29 protein-coding genes are annotated in these 21,581 nt (G+C 64.0%); 17 read left to right on the forward strand and 12 right to left on the reverse strand.

The annotated features are described in order from the left end of the window. The first annotated feature begins 15 nt into the window (after positions 1-15). The 8 genes from nifD (at position 16) to GWK36_RS11880 (ending at position 5,703) form a co-directional block, all read left to right on the forward strand. Positions 16-1,491, forward strand: a complete 1,476-nt coding sequence (gene nifD, locus GWK36_RS11845) for a nitrogenase molybdenum-iron protein alpha chain (protein ID WP_166271362.1) — start codon at positions 16-18, stop codon at positions 1,489-1,491. A 63-nt stretch (positions 1,492-1,554) separates the two neighbouring features. Next, positions 1,555-3,123, forward strand: coding sequence for a nitrogenase molybdenum-iron protein subunit beta (nifK, locus tag GWK36_RS11850; protein WP_246237554.1), 1,569 nt, complete (start codon positions 1,555-1,557; stop codon positions 3,121-3,123). A gap of 15 nt (positions 3,124-3,138) precedes the next feature. After that, positions 3,139-3,360 (forward strand): putative nitrogen fixation protein NifT, encoded by a 222-nt coding sequence (nifT, locus tag GWK36_RS11855; RefSeq protein ID WP_166271364.1) that lies wholly within the window; start codon positions 3,139-3,141, stop codon positions 3,358-3,360. Positions 3,361-3,530: 170 nt separating this feature from the next. Beyond that, positions 3,531-3,728 (forward strand): DUF362 domain-containing protein, encoded by a 198-nt coding sequence (locus GWK36_RS11860; RefSeq protein ID WP_166271366.1) that lies wholly within the window; start codon positions 3,531-3,533, stop codon positions 3,726-3,728. A gap of 10 nt (positions 3,729-3,738) precedes the next feature. Then, complete coding sequence (locus tag GWK36_RS11865; protein WP_166271368.1) at positions 3,739-4,152, forward strand: NifB/NifX family molybdenum-iron cluster-binding protein; 414 nt, start codon at positions 3,739-3,741, stop codon at positions 4,150-4,152. Then, on the forward strand, positions 4,149-4,433 hold the full coding sequence (locus GWK36_RS11870) for a DUF6129 family protein (protein WP_166271370.1): 285 nt from the start codon (positions 4,149-4,151) through the stop codon (positions 4,431-4,433). The genes GWK36_RS11865 and GWK36_RS11870 overlap by 4 nt, the downstream gene beginning before the upstream one ends. A gap of 6 nt (positions 4,434-4,439) precedes the next feature. After that, positions 4,440-5,405, forward strand: a complete 966-nt coding sequence (locus tag GWK36_RS11875) for a hypothetical protein (RefSeq protein ID WP_166271372.1) — start codon at positions 4,440-4,442, stop codon at positions 5,403-5,405. Position 5,406: 1 nt separating this feature from the next. Next, a complete protein-coding gene (locus GWK36_RS11880; RefSeq protein ID WP_166271374.1) occupies positions 5,407-5,703 on the forward strand; it encodes a hypothetical protein in 297 nt (98 codons plus the stop codon). A 25-nt stretch (positions 5,704-5,728) separates the two neighbouring features. On the opposite strand, the gene GWK36_RS11885 is transcribed toward GWK36_RS11880, so the two are convergent. From GWK36_RS11885 to GWK36_RS11940, 12 genes are all read right to left on the reverse strand, one after another. Then, positions 5,729-6,502: a DUF3050 domain-containing protein gene (locus GWK36_RS11885; protein WP_166271376.1), complete on the reverse strand. Its 774-nt coding sequence runs from the start codon at positions 6,500-6,502 to the stop codon at positions 5,729-5,731. 27 nt (positions 6,503-6,529) lie between these two features. Further along, entirely contained in the window at positions 6,530-6,664 is a 135-nt protein-coding gene (locus GWK36_RS15515; protein WP_246237555.1) for a nitrogen fixation protein NifZ, read from the reverse strand. A gap of 147 nt (positions 6,665-6,811) precedes the next feature. Next, positions 6,812-7,261: a GNAT family N-acetyltransferase gene (locus GWK36_RS11895; RefSeq protein ID WP_166271378.1), complete on the reverse strand. Its 450-nt coding sequence runs from the start codon at positions 7,259-7,261 to the stop codon at positions 6,812-6,814. A gap of 2 nt (positions 7,262-7,263) precedes the next feature. Then, the gene (gene modC / locus GWK36_RS11900) at positions 7,264-8,334 is read right to left on the reverse strand and encodes a molybdenum ABC transporter ATP-binding protein (RefSeq protein WP_166271380.1); all 1,071 of its coding nucleotides are present in this window, start codon (positions 8,332-8,334) and stop codon (positions 7,264-7,266) included. After that, a complete protein-coding gene (gene modB, locus GWK36_RS11905; protein WP_166271382.1) occupies positions 8,331-9,005 on the reverse strand; it encodes a molybdate ABC transporter permease subunit in 675 nt (224 codons plus the stop codon). Before modB ends, modC begins: the two co-directional genes overlap by 4 nt. Before the next feature lie 3 nt (positions 9,006-9,008). Then, positions 9,009-9,575, reverse strand: a complete 567-nt coding sequence (locus GWK36_RS11910; RefSeq protein WP_166271384.1) for a nitrogen fixation protein NifQ — start codon at positions 9,573-9,575, stop codon at positions 9,009-9,011. Then, positions 9,572-10,396 carry a ModD protein gene (gene modD / locus GWK36_RS11915; protein ID WP_166271386.1) on the reverse strand — a complete coding sequence of 275 codons (825 nt, stop codon included), beginning with the start codon at positions 10,394-10,396 and terminating at the stop codon, positions 9,572-9,574. Before modD ends, GWK36_RS11910 begins: the two co-directional genes overlap by 4 nt. Then, positions 10,393-11,154: an ABC transporter substrate-binding protein gene (locus GWK36_RS11920; RefSeq protein ID WP_166271388.1), complete on the reverse strand. Its 762-nt coding sequence runs from the start codon at positions 11,152-11,154 to the stop codon at positions 10,393-10,395. Before GWK36_RS11920 ends, modD begins: the two co-directional genes overlap by 4 nt. Position 11,155: 1 nt before the next feature. After that, positions 11,156-11,965 carry a sulfite exporter TauE/SafE family protein gene (locus GWK36_RS11925; protein WP_166271390.1) on the reverse strand — a complete coding sequence of 270 codons (810 nt, stop codon included), beginning with the start codon at positions 11,963-11,965 and terminating at the stop codon, positions 11,156-11,158. Positions 11,966-11,975: 10 nt separating this feature from the next. Then, positions 11,976-12,749 carry a molybdate ABC transporter substrate-binding protein gene (gene modA / locus GWK36_RS11930; RefSeq protein ID WP_166271392.1) on the reverse strand — a complete coding sequence of 258 codons (774 nt, stop codon included), beginning with the start codon at positions 12,747-12,749 and terminating at the stop codon, positions 11,976-11,978. Between the two features lie 29 nt (positions 12,750-12,778). Continuing rightward, a complete protein-coding gene (modA, locus tag GWK36_RS11935) occupies positions 12,779-13,525 on the reverse strand; it encodes a molybdate ABC transporter substrate-binding protein (protein WP_166271394.1) in 747 nt (248 codons plus the stop codon). 12 nt (positions 13,526-13,537) lie between these two features. Next, the gene (locus GWK36_RS11940; RefSeq protein ID WP_166271396.1) at positions 13,538-14,161 is read right to left on the reverse strand and encodes a TOBE domain-containing protein; all 624 of its coding nucleotides are present in this window, start codon (positions 14,159-14,161) and stop codon (positions 13,538-13,540) included. 310 nt (positions 14,162-14,471) lie between these two features. Between GWK36_RS11940 and nifE the strand changes: the two genes are divergently transcribed. The 9 genes from nifE (at position 14,472) to nifS (ending at position 21,565) form a co-directional block, all read left to right on the forward strand. Then, a complete protein-coding gene (gene nifE / locus GWK36_RS11945; protein ID WP_166272693.1) occupies positions 14,472-15,887 on the forward strand; it encodes a nitrogenase iron-molybdenum cofactor biosynthesis protein NifE in 1,416 nt (471 codons plus the stop codon). Position 15,888: 1 nt separating this feature from the next. After that, a complete protein-coding gene (gene nifN, locus GWK36_RS11950) occupies positions 15,889-17,262 on the forward strand; it encodes a nitrogenase iron-molybdenum cofactor biosynthesis protein NifN (protein ID WP_166271399.1) in 1,374 nt (457 codons plus the stop codon). Positions 17,263-17,272: 10 nt separating this feature from the next. Continuing rightward, the gene (locus GWK36_RS11955) at positions 17,273-17,689 is read left to right on the forward strand and encodes a NifB/NifX family molybdenum-iron cluster-binding protein (protein WP_166271401.1); all 417 of its coding nucleotides are present in this window, start codon (positions 17,273-17,275) and stop codon (positions 17,687-17,689) included. After that, positions 17,686-18,084, forward strand: coding sequence for a SoxR reducing system RseC family protein (locus tag GWK36_RS11960; protein WP_166271403.1), 399 nt, complete (start codon positions 17,686-17,688; stop codon positions 18,082-18,084). The genes GWK36_RS11955 and GWK36_RS11960 overlap by 4 nt, the downstream gene beginning before the upstream one ends. Further along, positions 18,081-18,533, forward strand: coding sequence for a NifX-associated nitrogen fixation protein (locus GWK36_RS11965; RefSeq protein ID WP_166271405.1), 453 nt, complete (start codon positions 18,081-18,083; stop codon positions 18,531-18,533). The genes GWK36_RS11960 and GWK36_RS11965 overlap by 4 nt, the downstream gene beginning before the upstream one ends. Beyond that, positions 18,530-18,754 (forward strand): CCE_0567 family metalloprotein, encoded by a 225-nt coding sequence (locus GWK36_RS11970; RefSeq protein WP_166271407.1) that lies wholly within the window; start codon positions 18,530-18,532, stop codon positions 18,752-18,754. Before GWK36_RS11965 ends, GWK36_RS11970 begins: the two co-directional genes overlap by 4 nt. Then, positions 18,751-19,026: a ferredoxin III, nif-specific gene (fdxB, locus tag GWK36_RS11975; RefSeq protein ID WP_166271409.1), complete on the forward strand. Its 276-nt coding sequence runs from the start codon at positions 18,751-18,753 to the stop codon at positions 19,024-19,026. Before GWK36_RS11970 ends, fdxB begins: the two co-directional genes overlap by 4 nt. Positions 19,027-19,478: 452 nt before the next feature. Further along, positions 19,479-20,360, forward strand: a complete 882-nt coding sequence (gene nifU, locus GWK36_RS11985; RefSeq protein WP_166271411.1) for a Fe-S cluster assembly protein NifU — start codon at positions 19,479-19,481, stop codon at positions 20,358-20,360. Further along, complete coding sequence (gene nifS, locus GWK36_RS11990; protein WP_210756772.1) at positions 20,357-21,565, forward strand: cysteine desulfurase NifS; 1,209 nt, start codon at positions 20,357-20,359, stop codon at positions 21,563-21,565. Before nifU ends, nifS begins: the two co-directional genes overlap by 4 nt. The last annotated feature ends 16 nt before the right edge of the window (positions 21,566-21,581 follow it).

Here is a 21,581-nt window from a genome sequence, read left to right on the forward strand (position 1 = left end):
GCAAGGAGAAAGCAAATGACCGCATTGACCCGCGAGGAAGCCCAGGCACTGATTCAGGAAGTGCTCGAGGTTTATCCCGAGAAAGCCAAGAAGGATCGCGCCAAACATCTGATGGTAAACGACAAGACGCTCGAATCGTCGAAGAAGTGCATCACCTCCAACCGCAAATCGCTGCCGGGCGTGATGACCATGCGCGGCTGCGCCTACGCCGGCTCGAAGGGCGTGGTGTGGGGGCCGATCAAGGACATGATCTCGATCTCGCATGGCCCGATCGGCTGCGGCCAGTATGCGCGCGCCGGCCGCCGCAATTACTACGTCGGCACCACCGGCGTCGATACCTTCTGCGAGATGAACTTCACCTCCGACTTCCAGGAGAGAGACATCGTCTTCGGTGGCGACAAGAAGCTCGCCAAGCTGATCGAAGAAATCGAGATGCTCTTCCCGCTCAACAAAGGCATCTCGGTGCAGTCGGAGTGTCCGATCGGCCTCATTGGCGACGACATCGAGGCGGTGGCGAAGAAAGCTGCAGCCCAGATCGGCAAGCCGGTCGTACCGGTGCGTTGCGAAGGCTTCCGCGGTGTGTCGCAGTCGCTTGGCCACCACATCGCCAACGACTCGGTGCGCGACTGGATTCTTTCCAACCGCGACGGCAAAGCTTACGAAAAGACGCCTTACGATGTTGCCATCCTTGGCGATTACAACATCGGTGGCGATGCCTGGGCGAGTCGCATCCTGCTCGAGGAAATGGGTTTGCGGGTCGTCGCGCAATGGTCGGGGGATGGCACGCTCGCCGAAATGGAGAATACGCCGAACGTCAAACTCAATCTCTTGCACTGCTATCGCTCGATGAACTACATCGCGCGTCACATGGAAGAGAAGTACGGCATCCCCTGGCTCGAGTACAACTTCTTCGGTCCGACGAAGATCGCCGAATCGCTCAGAGAGATTGCGAGCTTTTTCGACGATCGCATCAAGGAAGGCGCCGAGCGTGTGATCGAGAAATACACGCCGACGATGAACGCGATCATCGCCAAGTACAAGCCGCGTCTGGCCGGCAAGAAGGTCATGCTCTATGTCGGCGGTTTGCGGCCGCGCCATGTGGTCGGCGCCTACGAAGACCTCGGCATGGAAGTGATCGGCACCGGCTACGAGTTCGCCCACAACGACGACTACGATCGCACCATCAAGGAGATGCAGGACGCCACGTTGATCTACGACGATGCGACCGGCTACGAGCTCGAGGAATTCGTCAAGGCCCTGAAACCCGATCTGATCGGCTCGGGCATCAAGGAGAAGTATGTGTTCCACAAGATGGGCGTGCCCTTCCGTCAGATGCACAGTTGGGACTATTCCGGGCCCTATCACGGCTATGACGGTTTTGCCATCTTCGCCCGCGACATGGACATGACGCTCAACAATCCATGCTGGAAGATGCTGAAGGCGCCGTGGCAGAAACAGGAGGCCGGCAACTCAATGAAACAGGCCACCTGAAACCGGAATTTTTTCAACCCGTGCCCGCGTCTGCGGATGGACAGCCGGGCGAAGGAGATCATCATGCAAGCAGTAGAAGACATCAAGCCGTGCTATCCGCTCTTCAGAGCCGATGACTACAAGGGCATGATCGCGAGAAAGCGCGAGAAATTCGAGGAAGCCCCTGAGAAGGCCAAGGTCGATGAGGTTTTCCAGTGGACCACCACCAAGGAATACCAGGACCTCAACTTCAAACGCGAGGCGCTCACCATCAACCCGGCCAAGGCCTGCCAGCCGCTCGGTTCCGCGCTGTGTGGCCTCGGCTTTCACAAGACGATGGTCTATATCCACGGCTCGCAGGGCTGCGTGGCCTACTTCCGCACCTACTTCAACCGTCACTTCAAGGAGCCGATCGCCTTCATCGCCGACTCGATGACGGAAGACGCAGCCGTGTTCGGCGGCCAGAAGAACATCCACGAGGGCCTGGCCAACGCCTCCAAGCTTTACGGCGCCGAGATGATCGCGGTATCGACTACCTGTATCGCCGAGGTGATCGGCGACGATCTCAACGCTTTCATCAACAACGCCAAAAAAGAAGGCTATATCGCCCAGGATTTTCCGGTGCCGTTTGCACATACACCCTCGTTCGTCGGCAGCCATGTCACCGGCTGGGACAACATGGAAGAGGGCATCCTGCGCTATTTCACCCTCAATGAGATGGAAGGCAAGGCGCCGGGCAAGAACGGCAAGATCAACATCGTGCCTGGTTTCGAGACCTACCTGGGCAATTACCGCGTCATCAAGCGCTATCTGCGCGAAATGGGTGTGCCGTTTACGATGCTTTCCGATCCCGAGGAAGTGCTCGACACCCCGGCCGACGGTGAATACCGCATGTATGCCGGCGGCACGACGATGGAAGAGGTCAAGGACGCTCCGAACGCGATCACGACTTTCCTGATCCAGCCGCTCGGTCTCGACAAAACCAAGAAATTCGTCGAAAACACCTGGAATCACGAGGTGCCCAAGCTCAACATCCCGATGGGTGTCGAATGGACCGACGAATTCCTGCTCAAGGTTTCGGAAGTGACCGGTAAGCCGATCCCCGAATCGCTTACTAAGGAACGCGGCCGTCTGATCGACATGATGACGGACAGCCACGCCTGGTTGCATGGCAAGAAGATGGCGCTCTACGGCGATCCGGATTTCACACTGGGCATGACCAAGTTCCTCATGGAGCTGGGCATCGAGCCGACACACATCGTCTGCCACAACGGTGGCAAGCGCTGGGAAAAGGCGATGAAAAAACTGCTCGAATCCTCGCCGTATGGTGTCCATGCCAAGGCCTATCCGGGCGCCGACTTGTGGCACTTGCGCAGCCTGTGCTTCACCGACAAGCCGGACTTCTTGATCGGCAACAGCTACGGCAAATTCATCCAGCGCGATACCCTCCACAAAGGCAAGGAATTCGAGGTGCCTTTGATTCGCATCGGCTTTCCGATCTTCGACCGTCACCACCTGCACCGCCAGACGACGCTGGGCTACGAGGGCGCGATGACCATTCTCACCACGCTCGTCAATGCCGTGCTCGAGCGTCTCGACGACGAGACCCGCAGCATGGGGACGACTGACTATAACTACGACCTCGTCCGTTAAGGAAAGGGAGCCGCCATGGCCAACATCATGATCCGCAAAAGCAGCGACGGCTACGTGTTCTACATGCCCAAGCGCGACATCGAGGACAGAATCGTCTCGATGGAGTTCGACAGCCCTGAAAAATGGGGTGGCGAGATCAGTTTGAAGAATGGCGGCGTGTATTTCGTCGAACCACAGCCCGCGCCGGAACGTTTTCCGTTCTCGGTGCGGGCCAAGCGGATCGACGGTGTGGAATGAACATTTGAAACCTCTGCATAACGCCGCGAGCGGGATGGGATGCAAGGCGCACGGAGCGCAGGATGTGAGACATACCTCTGTAGGTAGGCGAGCATCCGAGCACCGCGCAACGCAGCAGACCGCCCGCGCAGCAAGTTAGGCAGAGGTTTCCATTTGCAAGGAGAAAAACTATGGCCATGAAAATCATCCAAGCTGAATGTACCTCTTGCGGCGACTGCGTGCCGGTCTGCCCGACCCAGTCGATCACCGAGAAGGGCGGCATCTACAAGATCAACAAGGACACCTGCACCGAGTGCGAGGGCGAGGCCGATTCGCCCAAGTGCGTGCTCGCCTGTCCGGCCGGCGATGCCTGCATCGTCTACACCTAAGGAGCCCGCGATGAGTGACCCCGTGCGCATTGCCTGCGCGACCGACAGCGGCGTGCTGATCGACGGACATTTCGGCACGTGCAAGGTCTTCGCAGTCTGGGATGTCGGACAGGACAGCCTGGCCTTCGTCGCCGCGCGTTCGACCCATCAGGCCGACGAAGCGGAAGACCGCAACCGGGCCCGCGCCGAACTGATCGGCGACTGCCAGATCGCCTGCTTCCAGTCGATCGGCGGCCCGGCCGCCGCCAAGGTGGTGCGTGCCGGGGTGCATCCGCTCAAGGTGGCGCCCAATACCGACATGCATGAATGGTTGAGCCGCCTGCAGCAGGCATTGAATCGCCCACCGCCCTGGCTGGCCAAGGTCATGGGCGTCGAGGCGGATGCGCTCGCTCCATATCGTGCACTCGCTGAAAACGAGGAATGATGACCGGCATCGACCAAGCCTTCCTCGCGGCAGTGTTGGCGCAGATCGACCTCGCGTCTACACCGACGTACGAGGCGCTCGCGCAAGCGCTGCGCGCTGCCTTTCCCGGCCGTCACATCTCCGTCTGCGGCGAAAACGACATTCCCCCGCGTTTGAAACCGGCGGCGGAAAACGCCGACGCCCTCATCTACTTCGTTGCCAGCGGCGAGCATTGCCTGAGTCTCACCAACGACCCGGCGGCGGCCAGCGGCATCGTGGTGGCGCTGCGCAGCGAAGAGTGAACCGCCATGAACCATCCGCTTGACACCGTAGATTTGTCGCAGCGTTTCGCCGAGGCCTGCGCCAGGGTGCCGGTCGCGCAAGGCCCGGCCGCGCTGGCGAAAGAACTGGCACGCATCGCGCCGCACTACGCCTTCCGCGAAGTGCTCGCACGCGGCGGCTGGTACCGGCTCGGCGGCGTCATCGACAACCAGGGTCGGCATGTCGCCGACGACATCGAACGCTGGGTGGCCGACGAGCTCGCCCGCCACGACGACGATCTTGCCGCCGTCGCCGCCGCGCATGCGGAAAAACGTCTGCGCGCCACGCGCCTCATCGGCAAAACGCACTACTGGGTGGCGCGTACCGGGAGCGGCGCCGCCGATTTCGTGCAGGTCGAGATCGAGGAATTGCAGGAAGTCGCCTACCACACGCTCTTTGCCGACGGCGAGGTCCCCGCATCGACTGAGGAACTCGTCGATCCGCGCGCGGGCTGCACAGGCCATCCGATGGCACTCGGCATGCCGTTCTATCAATTGCGGCGCGTGACCGCCATCGCCGATCATCTCGCCGCCATGCGTGCGCAAAAGCCAGAGCCGCAGCCCATCCATCGCTTCATTACCGACTGGGAAAGGAGCAGCGCCGCTCACGCGAGCGACTTCAGCAATCATTGGGTCATTGCCGTGCGCGAGCACCTCGACCGCTACCGCCAGACGATCAAGAGCGCGATTCCGGTCGCCGCGATCAACGGCGCCCCGCCACGCTTCGAGAGTTCGTACGGGGCGCGCGGCCTGTCGCTTGCTTCCGCGCTGCAGCAGTTCGACAAACAGATCGGCTATCCGATGGCCTGGTTCTTCCACCTGCTGACGACCAAGGCGGTGCCACACGCCGTCGCCACGGCGGTGGTCGAGGACATGAAGGAAGACTTCTGCTACCTGCCAGATCGCGACATGCAGGTCGTCAGGGGTTGGCTCCACAACCCTTACAACTTCTGAAATGGCAAAACGCAAAGCCAGTTGTCCGTTGTGCGGGGCCCGGCTCACGTCGGCCCAGGTCCTCGACGCCTGCTGCGAAATCGTAGGCCCAGACGTCCTCGAATGCCACTGCCCCTTCTGCCAGGGCTACTTCGAAGTCCGGCCGGTTACAGAGGCCGTCGAAATCGGCTACCGGCGTAACGGCGGTTTCGATGTGGTCGTCACGTTGCCTGCCGTAGGGCTGACGATGTTGCGCGATACCGATAAGGGCGTACTGTGGCTACGCCTGGCTGGCCAGAGCTGGAAATTCGACACCTGACCTGCCGTCCCGCAGGCGCCGACTTTTACTTCAGCGCGGCCTGCACGCCGTCCCAAAAGGCGATGCGCGCCTGCACCGCTTGCCGCGCGGCCGCATTGGCCTCGGCCAGCTTCGCCGCATCGCCGCCCACCAGTTCATTGACCATGCGCAGCGCCAGAGGCGCGTGGAAATCCTCGTCGAGATGGATGTGGCGTTCGAGATAGAAGTGGAAGGCCGGCGCGGCCTTAGCGTCGATGCCCATCTTCGCCAGCAGGGCGCGGAACATCGCCGGGATGATGTGTTCGCGGCCGAGAGCGAAGGCGGCGCCGACGACGTGGGGCTTGCCGGTGGCGATGAAGCCGAAGGTGGAACGCATGAATTGCGCGGCGGCCGGCGGGGCGAGGCCCAAGGCCAGCGCAGCGTCGATGCCATGGTCGGCAGCGGTGTCGGCAAAGCGGATCGCGGGCGTCGGGTCGGCGCCGACTTCCCGCATCGCATCGCAGTAGAGCTCGAAATGACTCGCGTGCGTCGGGTTGCCGGCAGCATCGGGCAGCCCGTCGTCGCATTCCTCGCCGACGACGATCTGGTTGATGAAAAAGCGCACCTCGGCGCTGCCGAGAGGCTTCCAGGGCACGCGCGTCGGCGCGATGTGGCCCTGCAGGCACTTGAGCAGGGACATGAAGTCCCAAACCGAATAGACGTGGTGCGCCATGAAGGTGCGCAGGTCGTCGAGGGTCTGCACCTGTGCATAGAGCGGATGCGCGTCGAGGGCAGGGCCGAGGTCGGCGACGATGTCGGGCGAGAAGCTGGAGGTGGTCATGGAGCGGGCATCAAAAAAGCCGTGATTCTACGGCGTGGCGCTCAGTTCTTCCGGCAGGCAGCCGATCGGTACGCCCAAGGTCTGGTTCTCGCCGGTTTCGAACCGCACGAGGTAGATGTCCTGCTGCGGCAGCTCGGCGACGTAGCCGACGTTGACCACCACCCCCGGGTGCCGGCCGCGGCGATCAGGGCATTGGGTTCGACTTCGGGGATCAGGCTGCTGCCGTCTTCCGCGAGTTCGTCGTTGTAGAGATCGGTCGTGGCGAAGACCATCTCGCCCATGTCGAACTTGTCCATCGTCTGCATCCTTTCAAAGCAATTTCCTGCGTACCACCATGGCCGAGGGCCCAAAGCCGAGCTTTTCGTAAAAGGCCAGCGCAGCCGCGTTGTCCTGGTCCGCCAGCAGCGTGACGCGCACCATACCTTCAGCCTTGGCCCAGTCGAGGACATGCTCGACGAGCCGGCGGCCGTAGCCGGCGCCGCGATGGGCGCGACTGACGATCACGTCTTCCAGCAGCAGCACCGGTGCGCCGCATGCCGTGCTGATGGTCTTCAGGGCATTGGCCATGCCGGCGACCGTGCCATCGACGCGCAGGACGAACAGGCGGCCCAGCGCCGGGTTGTCGAGAACCAGCCGCAGGCCGCGCAGCTGCGCCTCCCGATCGGGCTGGAAATCGCTTTCGAGCATCAAGAGTTCGTGCAGGAGATCGGCCAGAGCAGGCAGGTCCGCTTCTGTCGCAAAGTCGACAATCGGGACCATGCTCAGCCGACTAGGGCCACGGCCTTGATCTGCGCCCAGACTGCGCAGCCTGCCGCGAGTTCCAGCGCGGCGGCCGAGCGGCGCGTCAGCCGCGCCAGCAGCGGCTGGCCGCCGCAGTCGAGGCGCACGAGGCAGAGCGCCGGATGCGCGTCGTCGCCGATGGCCGTCACCGTGGCGGCGACCGCATTGACGATGCTGGTGCCCTCGACCTTCGCGCGCGCGAGGCTCACGTCGCGCGCGAGGATGCGCACGCGCACGTGGCGGCCAGTCTCGATGCCCTTGTCGCGCACCCAGAGCCGGCCGCCGGAGAAATCGACGCCGGCCAGATGCCACTTGGCATCGTGCTCGGCCACCACGGCATCGAGCACCACGCCGGCGTCCTCGCCCAGCCGGATCGGCAGGTCGAGCCGCGCGAGCGTCTCGGTCAGCGGCCCGCTGGCTAGCGCGCGACCGTTGTCCATCACGACGATATAGTCGGCGAGCCGCGCCACCTCGTCCGGCGCGTGACTCACGTAGAGCAGCGGAATCTTCAGTTCTTCGTGCAACTGTTCGAGGTAGGGCAGGATCTCTTCCTTGCGCGCGTGGTCGAGCGCGGCAAGCGGCTCGTCCATCAGCAGCAGGCGCGGCGAGGTGAGCAGCGCGCGGGCGATGGCGACGCGCTGGCGCTCGCCGCCGGAAAGACGGTCGGGCTTGCGGTCGAGCAAATGCGCGATGCCCAGGAGTTCGACGATGTGATCGAAAGAGGAAAAATCGGCGCTGGCGGGACGGCGCCGCCGGCCATAGTCGAGGTTGCCGCGCACCGAGAGATGCGGGAACAGGCTCGCCTCCTGGAACACGTAGCCGATGGGTCGAGCGTGCGTCGGCAGGAATGCGTCCTTGTCCTGCCAGACTTCGCCGTCGACGACGAGGCGCCCGCCCGGCACGCGCTCAAGGCCAGCGATGGCGCGCAGCAGCGTGGTCTTGCCCGAACCGGAATGACCGAATACTGCGGTAACACCCGTCGCAGGCAGCGACAGGTCGACGTCGAGCGTGAAGCCGGGATAACTCAGCTTGAAGCGGGCTTCGATGCTCATTTTTTTCTCCCGGTCGGGTTGAGGGTGTAGAGCGCTGCCAGCACGAGGAAGGAGAACACCACCATGCCGGCGGCGAGCACATGGGCCTGTGCATATTCAAGCGCCTCGACGTGGTCGTAGATCTGCACCGAGACCACGCGCGTCTTGTCGGGGATGTTGCCGCCGATCATCAGCACCACGCCGAACTCGCCGACGGTGTGGGCGAAGCCGAGCACCCCGGCGGTGAGAAAGCCCGGCTTGGCCAGCGGCACGGCGACGCTGAAGAAGGCGTCGAGCGGCTTGGCACCGAGCGTCGCGGCGGCTTCCAGCGGGCGGTCGCCCAAGGCCTCGAAGGCGTTCTGAATCGGCTGCACCACGAAGGGCAGCGAATAGAACACCGAGGCGATCACCAATCCCGTGAAGGTGAAAGGCAGCAGACCGATGCCGGCCCACTGCGTGAATTGCCCGACGGGGCCGTTGGGCCCCATGAGGATGAGTAGATAAAAGCCGAGCACCGTCGGCGGCAGCACGATGGGCAGCGCCACGACCGCGCCGATGGGCACTTTCCACCAGGAGCGCGTGCGCGCCAGCCACCAGGCGATGGGCGTGCCGACGATGAGCAGGATGAGCGTGACGAGGGCGGCGAGCTTGAGCGTGAGCCAGACGGCGCCGAAATCGGAAGGCGAGAGCATGGTCTATTCCTCGGGTGCGAAACACTTGGCGTAATCGGCGCACTCCCCGCAGGAGGGCGCCGGGCAGACGTAGATGCCGTCGCGCTGGCAGTAATGGCGATAGATGAACTTCTTCCACTTCATGTCGCCAGTGTTGAGGGCGGCCAGCGCGGGGAAGGCGGCGTTCATGAAGGCGGACAACTCCCTGCGGTCGGCGAAGCCCATGTCCTGCCAGAGATGGTTGCGGCCGGCACAGCCCCAGGCGACGATGCGCGCCATCCAGGCATAGCGTTCGTCCGATTCGGCGCGGTAGTCGGTGAACAACTGGATCAGGTCGCTCATCTCCGGGATGTCCTCGGTGCGGCCATCTTCCAGCCGCAGGTGCGGGCCGGGGAAATAGGCGTCCCACAGTTTGGCAAAATCCGCAGCGGGCAGGCCGAGGGTGGCGGACATGATGCCTTCGCCCAAGGCGCGGCCGGCGAGCATGCTGGCCAGCAGGGACCGCAGAGGGTCTTCCAGAAAGTCGGCGCCGGCGGGACGGCGCAGCAGTTCGCCGACCAGCGACTCGCGGCATTCGCGCAGCGGTTTCATGATGCGCTCCCGAAAGTGACTTGCACGTCGCGCGGCGGCGCGGTGTAGGGGGCCGACGTCACCAGCAGATCGGCACCGGCTGCGGCATAGTCCGCCGCGTTGCCGGCATGGATGCCGCCGGCCGCCGCCAGCAGCACGCGCGAAAAGTCGGCGCTGGCGCGACGGCATGCGGCGACTTGTTCGGGCGAGAATTTCTCCAGTTGCAACACATCGGCGCCCGCCTCCATCCAGCATCGGGCCTCGTCGATGTTGGCGACCTCAATGACGATCTTCTTTTCCGGTTCGGCGCGCTTGAGGCGCGCGACGGTGGCGGCAGGCGCTTCGTCGAGGAACAGGCGGTGCTCGGCGAAGACTAGCAGGGTTTCGGACAGGCCCAGCCGGTGCATCGTCGCGCCGCCGGCGCGGACCGCCTTGATCGACAGCGCCTTGGTGCCGGGGACGTTCTTGCGCGTGCAGGCGACAGGCACACCATTCGCCGCCGCGACAATCGCGGCGGCGGTCGACACCCCGCTTGCCCACTCCACCAATACCTGCGCTGCCTTCCAGGCGCGGTGCAGGCTCGCGGCAGCGCCGTCGGCTTCCAGCAGCGGCACGCCGGCCCCGACCTGTGCGCCGCTGGCGGCGAAGAGCGTCGCGCGGGCGCCCGCCAGCTCGAAGAGACGCACGGCTTCCTCGGTGCAACAAACCGTCATGGGCTGGCGCGCGGCGAAAGACAACCGGCCCGGCTGAGCGCCGATGCCGAGTGCATGGGTGGTGAGGTCGCCACCGCCCGCATCGTCGTCGAGCAGGGCGTGCAGCGCGGTGTCGGCGATGCGCATCATGCGGATATCTCCTCATAAAGCGCCCTGCCGAATTGCGCCTTGCCGTAGTCGCGCAGGATGGCCTGCCCGTCGGCGGAGACCAGGAACCGCGCGAAGCCTGCCGCCGTGTCGCGCCCCGGCGTCGCGCCGGGTGGGACGACGAGGGCGTGGTATCGGTTGACGAACGCGGGATCGCCGTCGAACAGCACGGCCAGCTGCGGCGCGACGGCGCGTTCCGCGACCCAGGTGCTCGAATCGCAAAGGAAGTAGGCGCGCGCGGCGTTGGCCCGCTTGAGGCAGGCGGTCATGAAGTCGCGCGCGACGATGTAGCGCTCGGCTTGCGGCCGGATGCCGGCGGCCTGCCACAGCGCCAGTTCCTTGTGATGGGTGCCAGAATCGTCGCCGCGCGAGACGAAGGGCTGTTCCGACGCTGCGATGCGCCGGAAGGCCGCGACGGCGTCCGCCGCGCCGCACACGCCGGCCGGATCGTCGCGCGGGCCGAGCAGGCAGTAGCGGTTGGCGCCGAACGGCGTCGGCATGCTCGCCCAGCCTGCGGCCACGGCCTGTTCGACCTGGGCGGGCGCATGTACCAGCGCCATGTCGACCAGTCGTTCGCGCAACAAGCGCAGCGATTCGCCGGTGCCGGCCTTGACCCAGGTCGCGCGGGCGGCGGCGCGGCGGGCGAACGCGCCGGCCAGCGCCGCGATCAGCCCCAGTTCGCCGGGACTGCCGGTGGCCAGCGAAAAGGCGTGTGTGCCGCTGCCGTAGGTCGTTTCCATGTCAATGCCTGTGATGAAAGACCTTGACGGCCGAGATGAACAGAATGACGCCCATGCCCCAGACCAGCCAGTCCGTCGGTACGCTGCCGAGCAGGGCCGCGCCGACGGCGCTGCCGACCAGCGAGCCGCCGATCATCCAGATCAGGAAGGCTCTCTCGCGACCGCAGGCGGCGAAGGCATCGGACTGCCGATAGCGCGCGAAGGCCATCAGCATGGTCGGCAGGCTGATGCACAGCGAGAGGCTGCCGGCCAGCTTCATGTCGATGCCGAACAGTAGCACCAGGGTCGGGATGATGAGTTCGCCGCCGGCCACGCCGAGCACGGCGGCGACGGCGCCGATGCCGACACCCGCGACCAGGCCGGCGATCCAGCGCAGGGTGCCGTCGGCCATGCCGGCATGATTGCCGTTCAGGTGGTCGTGGCCGAACAGCATGCCGAGCGCGAGGCCGATCAGCAGCACGAAGATGACGCGGTTGAGCCATTCGGCCTTCATCCGCGTGGCGTAATGCGCGCCCAGCCAGGCGCCGGCGAGACTGCCGGCGAGGACGTTGACGACGACCGCCCACTGCGCGAACACCGCCGCCCAGGGAATCGCCATGCCGCGCAAGGGCAGCGAGGCGGCGACCACCGCGAGGCTGGTAACCTTGTTGAGGCTGGTAACCTTGTTGAGAATCACCGCCTCCAGCGTTGGGAAACGGAAATGGCCGACCAGCACGGGCAGGCGGAATTCCGCGCCGCCCAGCCCGATCAGGCCGCCCAGCGTGCCGATGGCGCCGCCGACGGAAAAGGCTTGTGCCCCGGAACGGCTCATGAGGTCGTCCTTACTTTTCCAGCGACTCGCCCGGCAGGACGAAGCCGTAATGCACCATGATGCGCCGCGCCTCCGCGCTACCCATGTAGTCGGCGAACTGCTTCGCCAGTGCGTTGTCGGCGGCGCGCCTGGTGACGATGAAGCCCTGTTCCAGCGGCTGGTGCAGCTTGTCGTCGATCAGCGCGTAGCCGCCTTTCGAGGCCAGTTCCTTGTTGAGTGCCAACGACAGAGCGACAATGCCGATGTCGGCGTTGCCGGTCTGCACGTATTGCGCGGTCTGGGCGATGTTCTCGCCCAGGACGAGGCGATCCTGCACCTTGTCCCACAGGCCAGCCGAACGCAGCGCCTCCTCGGCGCGCTTGCCGTAGGGCGCGTGCTTGGGGTTGGCGATGGCGATCTTGCGGATCGAGGGATCGGTCAGATCGGCAAGCGTCATCTTGCTGGCGTCGCGCGACGGACTCCACAGCACAATGCGACCGAAGGCGTAGGGGCGCACTTCGGAGGCGGCGAAACCCTCCTTGGCGAGCATTTGCGGATATTTGATGTCGGCGGAGAAGAAGAGGTCGTAGGGCGCGCCTTGCTGAATCTGGGTGTGGAACTTGCCGGACGAACCGAAGATGGTGTCCACCTTGTCGCCCGGATGGGCCTGTTTGAAAGCGGCGACGATTTCCTCCATGGCGAACTTGAGGTCGGCGGCGGCGGCGATGGTCAGCGTCTCTGCCGCCATGAGCGGCGCGGAACAGGCGAAGAGGACGGCGAGGAGAAAGGCCTTGAGCGTCTTCATGGTGCAGTTTTTCTGCGGAGATGGCGGGTTCAATCCAGGTCGTAGCCGTAGGCCTTGATGACGGCGCGGGCCTTAGGGGTCTTCAGGTAGTCCACCAATGCCTTCGCGGCCGGCTTGTCGCGGCCCAGGTTCAGGACGATGGCGTCCTGCCGGATCTGCGGATAGAGTTCGGCCGGAACCATCCAGTAAGAACCTTCGCTAATGCGACCCTCCTTGCCGATGACCTGCGAGAGCGCGACGAAACCGAGTTCGGCATTTCCGGAGGCGACGAACTGATAGGTCTGGGTGATGTTCTCGGCCAGCACGATGCGCGGCTGGATCGCTTCGAGCACGCCCATGCGCTTCATCGCCTCCTGCCCGGCGGCACCATAAACGGCAAGCTTCGGGTTGGCCAGCGCCAAGTGCTTGAAATCGCCCTTCCTCAACACCTCGCCCTTGGCGTCGACAACGTCCGGCCTGGCCGACCAGAGGACGAGCTTGCCGATGGCGTAGGTGCGGCGTGTGCTTTCGACGGCCAGGCCTTCGGCGACCAGTTTGTCCGGCGTGTCCTTGTCGGAGGAGACCAGCACATCGAAGGGTGCGCCAGCCTTGATCTGGGCGAAGAACTTGCCGGCCGTACCGAAGGCAAGCTGTGCCTTGTGACCGGTGTCCTTCTCGAAATCGGCGGCGATGATTTTCATCGGCGCAGAGAAATTGGCAGCAACGGCGACCTGCACCTCGTCGGCGAGAGCGCAGGCGGAAAACGACAGCGCGGCAATGAGTGTGGCGAATTTCATGGCGAGTCTCCTTCAGTGGGCAACGGCGAGAATGACGTGGGCGGCCTTGACAAGGGCGCAGGCGGGCGCGCCTTCCTTGAGGCCGAGGCTGTCGATGCTGTCGCGCGTGACGGTGGCGGCGACCGACTTGCCGCCGGGCAGGGGCAGGTCGATGACGATCTCGCCGCTGACCGGGCCGGCAACGACGCGCGCAACCGTGCCGGCGAGACGGTTGCGCACGGAGGTTTTCGCGCCATCGTCCGCGGCGACGATGACCCACGACGCCTTGAACATCGCCTGGGCCTCGATGCCGGGCGCGAGGCCGAGGTTTTCGGCGCTCTCGTGGGTGACGATGGCCGCGATCTCGTCGCCGCCGCCGATGTCGAGCACGACCTCGGCGTTGATCGGGCCGCGCCTGACGGACTTGATCGTGCCGAGAAACTGGTTGCGCGCGCTGGTTTTCATGTTCCATCTCCGCATGAGTTGAAAGTATTGCTGGAAGCGCTCGAAGCGCTGGCCGCCCTTGCTGCTCTTGCCCATCGCGGTGAGAAAGCTCTGGAAATCGCCCTCGATGTTGCGCAACAGCTCGAGCATCTTCTTGCCGTGCGCGGTGAGCCGCGTGCCGCCGCCGCTGCCGCCGACCATGCGGTCGACCACCGGCGATGTGCGAACAAGCTCACGGCATGATCTCGGCAATAGTCGTGCCAAGCTGAGAAAACAATGGGTTTAAGATCAGCGGAGAAAGGTTGGCGCTGCCATTGTCGTCTTTGCTACAGATCGAACCATCGTCGCTCCATTGGCCTTTCACAGCCATCGAGGCGCAAAGGGGGCATGCAGGGCGGCGCACGGTGTGTTGCGAACCCGACAAGACGGATTAGATGAATCATCGAAAAATCAAGCGATTAGAGGTGGCATGCGCTTTGCATTGGCGTTCATCGAAGGGGTGTGATATCGAAAGGGTGTGATGATGAAAGCCAGCCAACTTGCCGCACTACTCGATGAGCCCGCTTGCGCCCACAACGCCAAGGAGAAATCCGGCTGCGCACGACCCAAGCCCGGCGCGACCGCCGGCGGTTGCGCCTTCGACGGCGCGCAGATCGCGCTCTTGCCCATCGCCGACGTTGCCCATATCGTGCATGGCCCAATCGCTTGCGCCGGCAGTTCGTGGGACAACCGCGGCACGAAGACCACCGGTCCGACGCTGTTCAGGATCGGCATGACGACCGATCTCACCGAGCAGGACGTGATCATGGGGCGCGGCAAGAAGCGCTTGTTTCATGCCATCAAGCAGGCCATCGACGATTACCGGCCAGCAGCGGTATTCGTCTACGCCACCTGTGTCACCGCGCTCATCGGCGACGACCTGGAGGCGTTGTGCAAGGCGGCGCAGCAGTACTACGGTGTGCCCGTCGTGCCGATCGATGCGGCCGGTTTCTACGGCACCAAAAATATGGGCAACCGGCTCGCTGGCGAGGCGATGATCAAATATGTGATCGGCACGCGCGAGCCCGACCCGCTGCCGGCGCATATCCTCGCGCAACGGCCAGGCATCAAGGTGCATGACATCTCGCTGATCGGCGAATACAACATCGCCGGCGAATTCTTCCATGTCTGGCCCTTGTTCGATGAGCTGGGGCTGCGCATCCTCGGCACGCTTTCGGGTGATGCGCGCTTTCACGAAGTGCAGACGCTGCACCGCGCCGAGGCGAGCATGGTCGTCTGCGCCAAGGCGCTGTTGAATGTCGCGCGCAAGGTCAAAGAACGCTGGGGCGTGCCCTTCTTCGAGGGCAGCTTCTACGGCGTGGCCGATATGTCGCAGGCTTTGCGCGAGTTCGCGCGGCTTTTGAACGATCCCGACCTTGCCGTGCGCACCGAGGCGTTGATCGTGCGCGAGGAGGCAAAAGCCAACGCGGCGCTAGAACCTTGGCGTGCGCGCCTCAAGGGCAAGCGTGCGCTGCTTTACACCGGCGGCGTGAAGTCCTGGTCGATCGTCTCGGCGCTCAAGGATCTCGGCATGACGGTGGTGGCTACCGGCACGAGGAAATCCACCGAAGAAGATAAGGCGCGCATCCGCGAGCTGATGGGGCCGGATGCGCGCATGATCGAAGAAGGCAGCCCCAAGGCGCTGCTTTCGGCCTACAAAGAACTGGGCGCGGACATTTTGATCGCTGGCGGGCGCAATCTCTACACGGCGCTCAAGGCGCGCATTCCTTTCCTCGACATCAACCAGGAACGCGAATTCGGCTATGCCGGTTACGCGGGCATCGTGGAACTGGCACGCCAGCTTGCGCTGACGATGGAAAGCCCGGTGTGGGAGAAGGTGAAGAAACCCGCGCCTTGGGCAAAGACAAAGACGGCGGGCACGCCGGCGACGGTGATCTGACATGGCCGAAATCCTCAAACGCGTCAAGCCGCTGGCGGTCAATCCGCTCAAGGTGAGCCAACCGGTCGGTGCGGCGCTGGCCTTCCTCGGGCTGGGCGGCGCGATCCCGATGCTGCATGGCGCGCAAGGCTGCACCGCCTTCGGCAAGGTGTTCTTCGTGCGTCACTTCCGCGAACCGATTCCGCTACAGACGACGGCGATGGATCAGGTGAGCGCCATCATGGGCGCCGACGAAAACGTCATCGAGGGTCTTGCCACGCTGTGCGAGAAGTCGCGGCCGGAGGTCATCGGCCTGGCGACGACGGGGTTGTCAGAAACCCAAGGCACCGACATCGAGCGCCTCGTCAGGACTTTCCGCGCCAAGCACCCCGAGTTCGCGCACGTCGCCGTGGTGCCGGTCAACACCCCCGACTACTCAGGCTCGCTGGAAAGTGGCTTTGCACTCGCCGTCGAGGCGATCATCGACACGCTCGTTCCAAAGTCGGCGCTGGCGGGACGGCGCCACAAGCAGGTGAATGTGCTCGCTTCCTCGATGCTCACCCCTGGCGATATCGAGACGATCAAGGAGTGGATCGAGGCCTTCGGTCTCAGACCGATGGTGTTGCCCGATCTGGGCGATTCGCTCGATGGCCACCTGATCGAACAGGAGACGACGCCGCTCACCCTGGGCGGCACCTTGCGTTGCGAGATTGCCCGGATGGGCGAAGCGCTTGCCACGCTCGTCATCGGCCGTTCGCTCTCATCGGCCGCCGACCTGCTCAAGGAACGCACCGGCGTGCCCGATTTTCGCTTCGACCACCTGATGGGGATCGATGCCTGCGATGCCTTTACGCAGATCCTGACGGACATTTCAGGCCAGCCGGTGCCGGCGAAGATAGAGCGCCAGCGCGCCCAGCTACAGGACGCGATGGTCGATACCCATTTCATGACCGGTTTCACCCGCGTGGCACTGGCGCTCGAAGCCGATCAGCTTCTCGCCTTCGGCGAATTCCTCGCCGGCGTAGGCGCGGAAATCGTCGCCGCTGTCGCGCCGGCGCGGGCCGCGGCGCTCGCCGATGTGCCCTGCGCGAGCGTGCAGATCGGCGATCTCGAGGACCTCGAACGCCTCGCGCGCGGCGCCGAGGCCCAACTTTTAATCGCCAACTCGCATGCAACGCAAAGTGCCGCGCGGCTCGGCATCCCGCTCCTGCGTGCCGGTTTTCCGCAATACGACCTGGTCGGCGGCTACGCGCGCGCCTGGATCGGTTATCGCGGCGCGCGCCAGGCGCTGTTCGATTTTGCCAATTTCATCCTCGGAGCGCATCATGAGATTCCTCCCTACTGCTCGATCTACCGCCAAGGCGCGTCGGTTGAGCCTGGCGTGGCCTTGCATTGAGGCGCCGGCGATGTTGAAAGTCGCTTTCGCCACCGCCGATCGCATGCGTGTCGATCAACATTTCGGCGCGGCGGCAGGTTTCGCCATCTACCAGCTCGACGGCGAGCGCGCCCAGCTCGTCGAGCTGGCTGAATTCCCCGAGGAAAGCATGGACGGCAACGAAGGCAAGCTCGCCGCCAAGATCGCGGCGCTCGAAGGCTGCGCTGCCGTCTATTGCCTCGCCGTCGGCGGCTCGGCTGTGCGCCAGCTGCTTGCGGTCGGTATTCAGCCACTGCGCCTCGACGCTCCGGAACCCATCGACGCATTGCTTGCCAAACTGCGAACGGCAATGCGCGCGGGGGGCGTGCCCTGGATCGACAAGGCGCTCAAGAAAACCGCGGACGGTGATTGTTTCGCGCGCATGGCGGCGGAAGGATGGCAGGAATGATCGAGCGCCAGGGCCGCATCCTCTCCATTGCCAACGGTGAAGCGACGATTCGCATCGACATGCCCACCGCCTGCGCCCGCTGCGGCTTATCGACCTGCGCCGGCCGTGCGGGCAGCGTCAGCCTGTCGGCGCCGCCGGGTGCGCGCCCCGGCGATGCGGTTACGCTGGCGCTGCCCGAAGCCGCTTTGCTGCGCGGCGCACTGCTGGTTTATCTCTTGCCCGCCGCCGCGACCCTCGTTGGCGCCATCGCGCTTGCCTTCGCCGGCGATAGCGCCGCCGTTGCCGGTGCGGCATGCGGCCTGGGCCTTGGCCTGATCATCGTGCGCCTGCTTGGCCGCCGCGTACGGCAGATCCCGCACATTTTCGTTTCGCATCCTCTGGGAGATTCGCGATGACTGCCGCCGATCCGATCTATCAAACCGATTTCGTCAAGGAGATGATCCGCCAGCTGCGCGCGCTCGACAGCTACGGCACCTACGACGGCCAGCCGGGCGAGAAACTCATCGAGCCGCTGCTCCTTACCCCGGAAAGGAAAGCGCAAATCCCACTCGTCGGCGATCCGGACGAGGAAACCGTGGCGCGCGTCAAGGCGTTTTACAACGCCATCGCCACTTTGATCGAGAAAGAGTGCGGCCTGATGGCCGTGCCCATCATCAATCTCACGCACGAGGGCTTCGGACGAGCACTGATCATCGTCGGCAAACTCGTCGCGCTCGACAAAACGCTGCGCGACGTGCATCGCTTCGGCTTCGAATCGCTGTCGAAGATGAAGACCGAGGCCGATAAGCTGCTCGCCGTCGCCTTGGAGCGGATCGGCGCTTACCCGGAGGTGGCCGGACTATGAACGAAGCGGAACTTGCAGCGCTCGAGAAGGAAGTCAAGAAACTGAAGCGCATCGCTGCCGAAACAGCAGGTCAGCTGCACGACTTGGTGGAAGAACGCCTGCCGGCCGCGTATGCGGAAATCCCCACCCTCGCCCAGGCCGCCTATGACGCATGCAAAGCCTGGGCAGAGGCCAACGCGAAACTGAATTCGATCAACTCTGCAGGAAAGGAAAGCTCATGAACGCAGTAGCCTTCACCCGCGGCGGCACGCCCTGGACGCCCACCTATGTCGAAGCCATCGACGCCAAGGTCTGCATCGGTTGCGGCCGCTGTTTCAAAGTCTGCCCGCGCGACGTGCTCACCCTCGTCGACCGCGGCGATGACGAGATCGACGACGATTGGGATGACGAAGATGCCAAGGCGATGATGACCGTTAAGAATCCGATGGACTGCATCGGCTGCGGGGCCTGCGGGCGCACCTGCCCGAAGGGCTGTTTCACTTTCGTCTCCTGAACGGGTGAATTCATGCCCAGACCGCTGCGCCATGTCTTCATCTGCATGCAAAACCGCCCCGCCGGCCACCCGCGCGGCGCCTGCGGGCAGAAGGGCTGTTAGGAAGTGCTCGACGAGTTCATGTTCGAGTTCCAGCAGCGCCAGTGCTTCGACACCGTGTTGGTGACGCCGGCGGGCTGCATTGGCCCTTGCAGCCTGGGGCCCAACGTGCTCGTCTATCCCGAGGGGGTGCTCTATGTGAATGTAAGGAAAGAAGACGTGAAAACGATCTTCGATGAACATCTGATCGCTGGCCAGCCGGTGGCGCGACTGACGGCGCCACCCGAATTTTGGCGAAGATGCGCCTGTTGCATTTGCGACAAGGCCCATCGGGATCGTCGTCGAATCAGGCACCTACGAAGTGGCATGCGACTTGCGCCTCATCAAATGAGCCATTTTGGGAGATTACGGTCATGTGGGACTATTCGGAAAAGGTTCGCGAGCACTTCTTCAACCCGCGTAATGTCGGCGCGCTCGAAGACGCCAACGGCATCGGCGAAGTCGGCTCGATCCAATGCGGCGATGCGTTGCGGTTGATGATCAAGGTCGATCCGGCAACGGAAACCATACTCGATGCGCGCTTTCAGACCTTCGGTTGCGGCTCGGCGATCGCTTCCTCCTCGGCGCTCACCGAGATCATCAAGGGCATGACGCTCGACGAGGCGCTCAAGGTCAGCAACCAGGACATCGCCGATTATCTTGACGGGCTGCCGCCCGAGAAGATGCACTGTTCGGTGATGGGGCGCGAGGCGCTGCAGGCGGCGGTGGCCAACTACCGCGGCGAAGATTGGCGCGAGGATCACGAGGAAGGCGCACTGGTCTGCAAATGCTTTGCCGTCGATGCCAAGCTCATCGAGGAGACGATCCGCGCCAACGGCTTGACCAGCGTCGAGCAGGTGACCCACTACACCAAAGCCGGTGGCGGTTGTACCGCATGCCACGAGGGCATCGAGGAGATTCTTGTCAAGGTGGCGAAGGAGACCTGCACCGCGCCGACCGCCGACAAGAAGCCGACGCCTCCTGCCATCCCGCCAGCGCCGACTTTGACGAGCTTCCAACGCATGCGCAAGATCGAGGAAACCATCGCCTCCATCCGGCCGATGCTCCAGCGCGACCACGGCGATATCGAGATCGTCGAGATCGATGGCAAGAACATCTACGTGAATCTCAAAGGCGCCTGCGCCGGCTGCATGATGGAAGCGGCGACCTTGAACGGCATCCAGACGCGGCTTGTCGAGGCGCTCGGCGAGTTCGTGCGCCTACTTCCGGCCAGTCAGCTCAAAAGGGCGGCATGATGGACAACGCGCCGATCTATCTCGACAACAACGCCACCACCGCCTGCGATCCGGCGGTGGTCGAGGCGATGCTGCCCTTCTTCACCGAACAGTTTGGCAATCCCTCGTCGATGCACAGCTTCGGCAACAAGGTCGGCTTCGCGCTCAAAGAGGCGCGCGCCCGCGTGCAGGCGCTGTTGGGCGCCGCGCACGATTCCGAGATCGTCTTCACCTCCTGCGGCACCGAATCCGACAACACGGCGATCCTTTCCGCGCTCAAGGCGCAACCGGAAAGAAATCAGATCGTCACCACGGCCGTCGAGCATGCGGCCATCCTCGCGCTATGCGACCAACTCGAAAAAGAAGGGTATGTCGTCACGCGTCTGTCGGTCGATAAACGCGGTCGGCTCGATCTGGACGAATACCGCGCCGCACTTTCCCCACGCACTGCGATCGTGTCCGTCATGTGGGCGAACAACGAGACGGGGACGATTTTCCCGGTCGAGGTGATGGCCGAGATGGCTCATGCGGTCGGGGCGCAGTTTCACACCGACGCGGTACAAGCCGTCGGCAAGATCGCCATCGACCTCAAGAAGACCGAGATCGACATACTCTCGCTTTCGGGCCACAAGCTACATGCGCCGAAAGGCGTGGGCGTGCTGTATCTGAAACGTGGCACGCGCTTCAGGCCGCTCTTACGCGGCGGCCACCAGGAACGCGGCCGGCGCGCGGGAACGGAGAACACTGCCTCGATCGTCGGCCTGGGCGTTGCCTGCGAGCTTGCCCGGCAACACATGGCCTTCGAAAACACCGAGGTGAGACGCCTGCGCGACAAGCTGGAGTCCGGAATACTCGCTGCCGTGCCGCATTGCTTTGTGACTGGCGACGTGGCGAACCGCCTACCCAATACCAGCAACATCGCCTTCGAGTTCGTCGAGGGCGAGGCGATTCTGCTGCTGCTCAACAAGGCCGGCATCGCCGCATCGTCGGGCTCGGCCTGTACATCGGGTTCGCTGGAGCCCTCGCATGTGATGCGCGCGATGGGCATTCCCTACACGGCCGCGCACGGCACGATCCGCTTTTCGTTGTCGCGCTTCAACAGCGACGCGGAGATCGATCGCGTCATTGCCGTGCTGCCACAGGTGATCGCGCAGCTCAGGAAAATCTCGCCCTACTGGAACGGCAGCGGACCGGCCGTGGAATCGTTCGTGCCGGCGTACGCATGAACAGCAGGAGCGCCAG

Origin of the sequence: Caldichromatium japonicum, assembly GCF_011290485.1 — a bacterium.
GTDB lineage: Bacteria > Pseudomonadota > Gammaproteobacteria > Chromatiales > Chromatiaceae > Thermochromatium > Thermochromatium japonicum.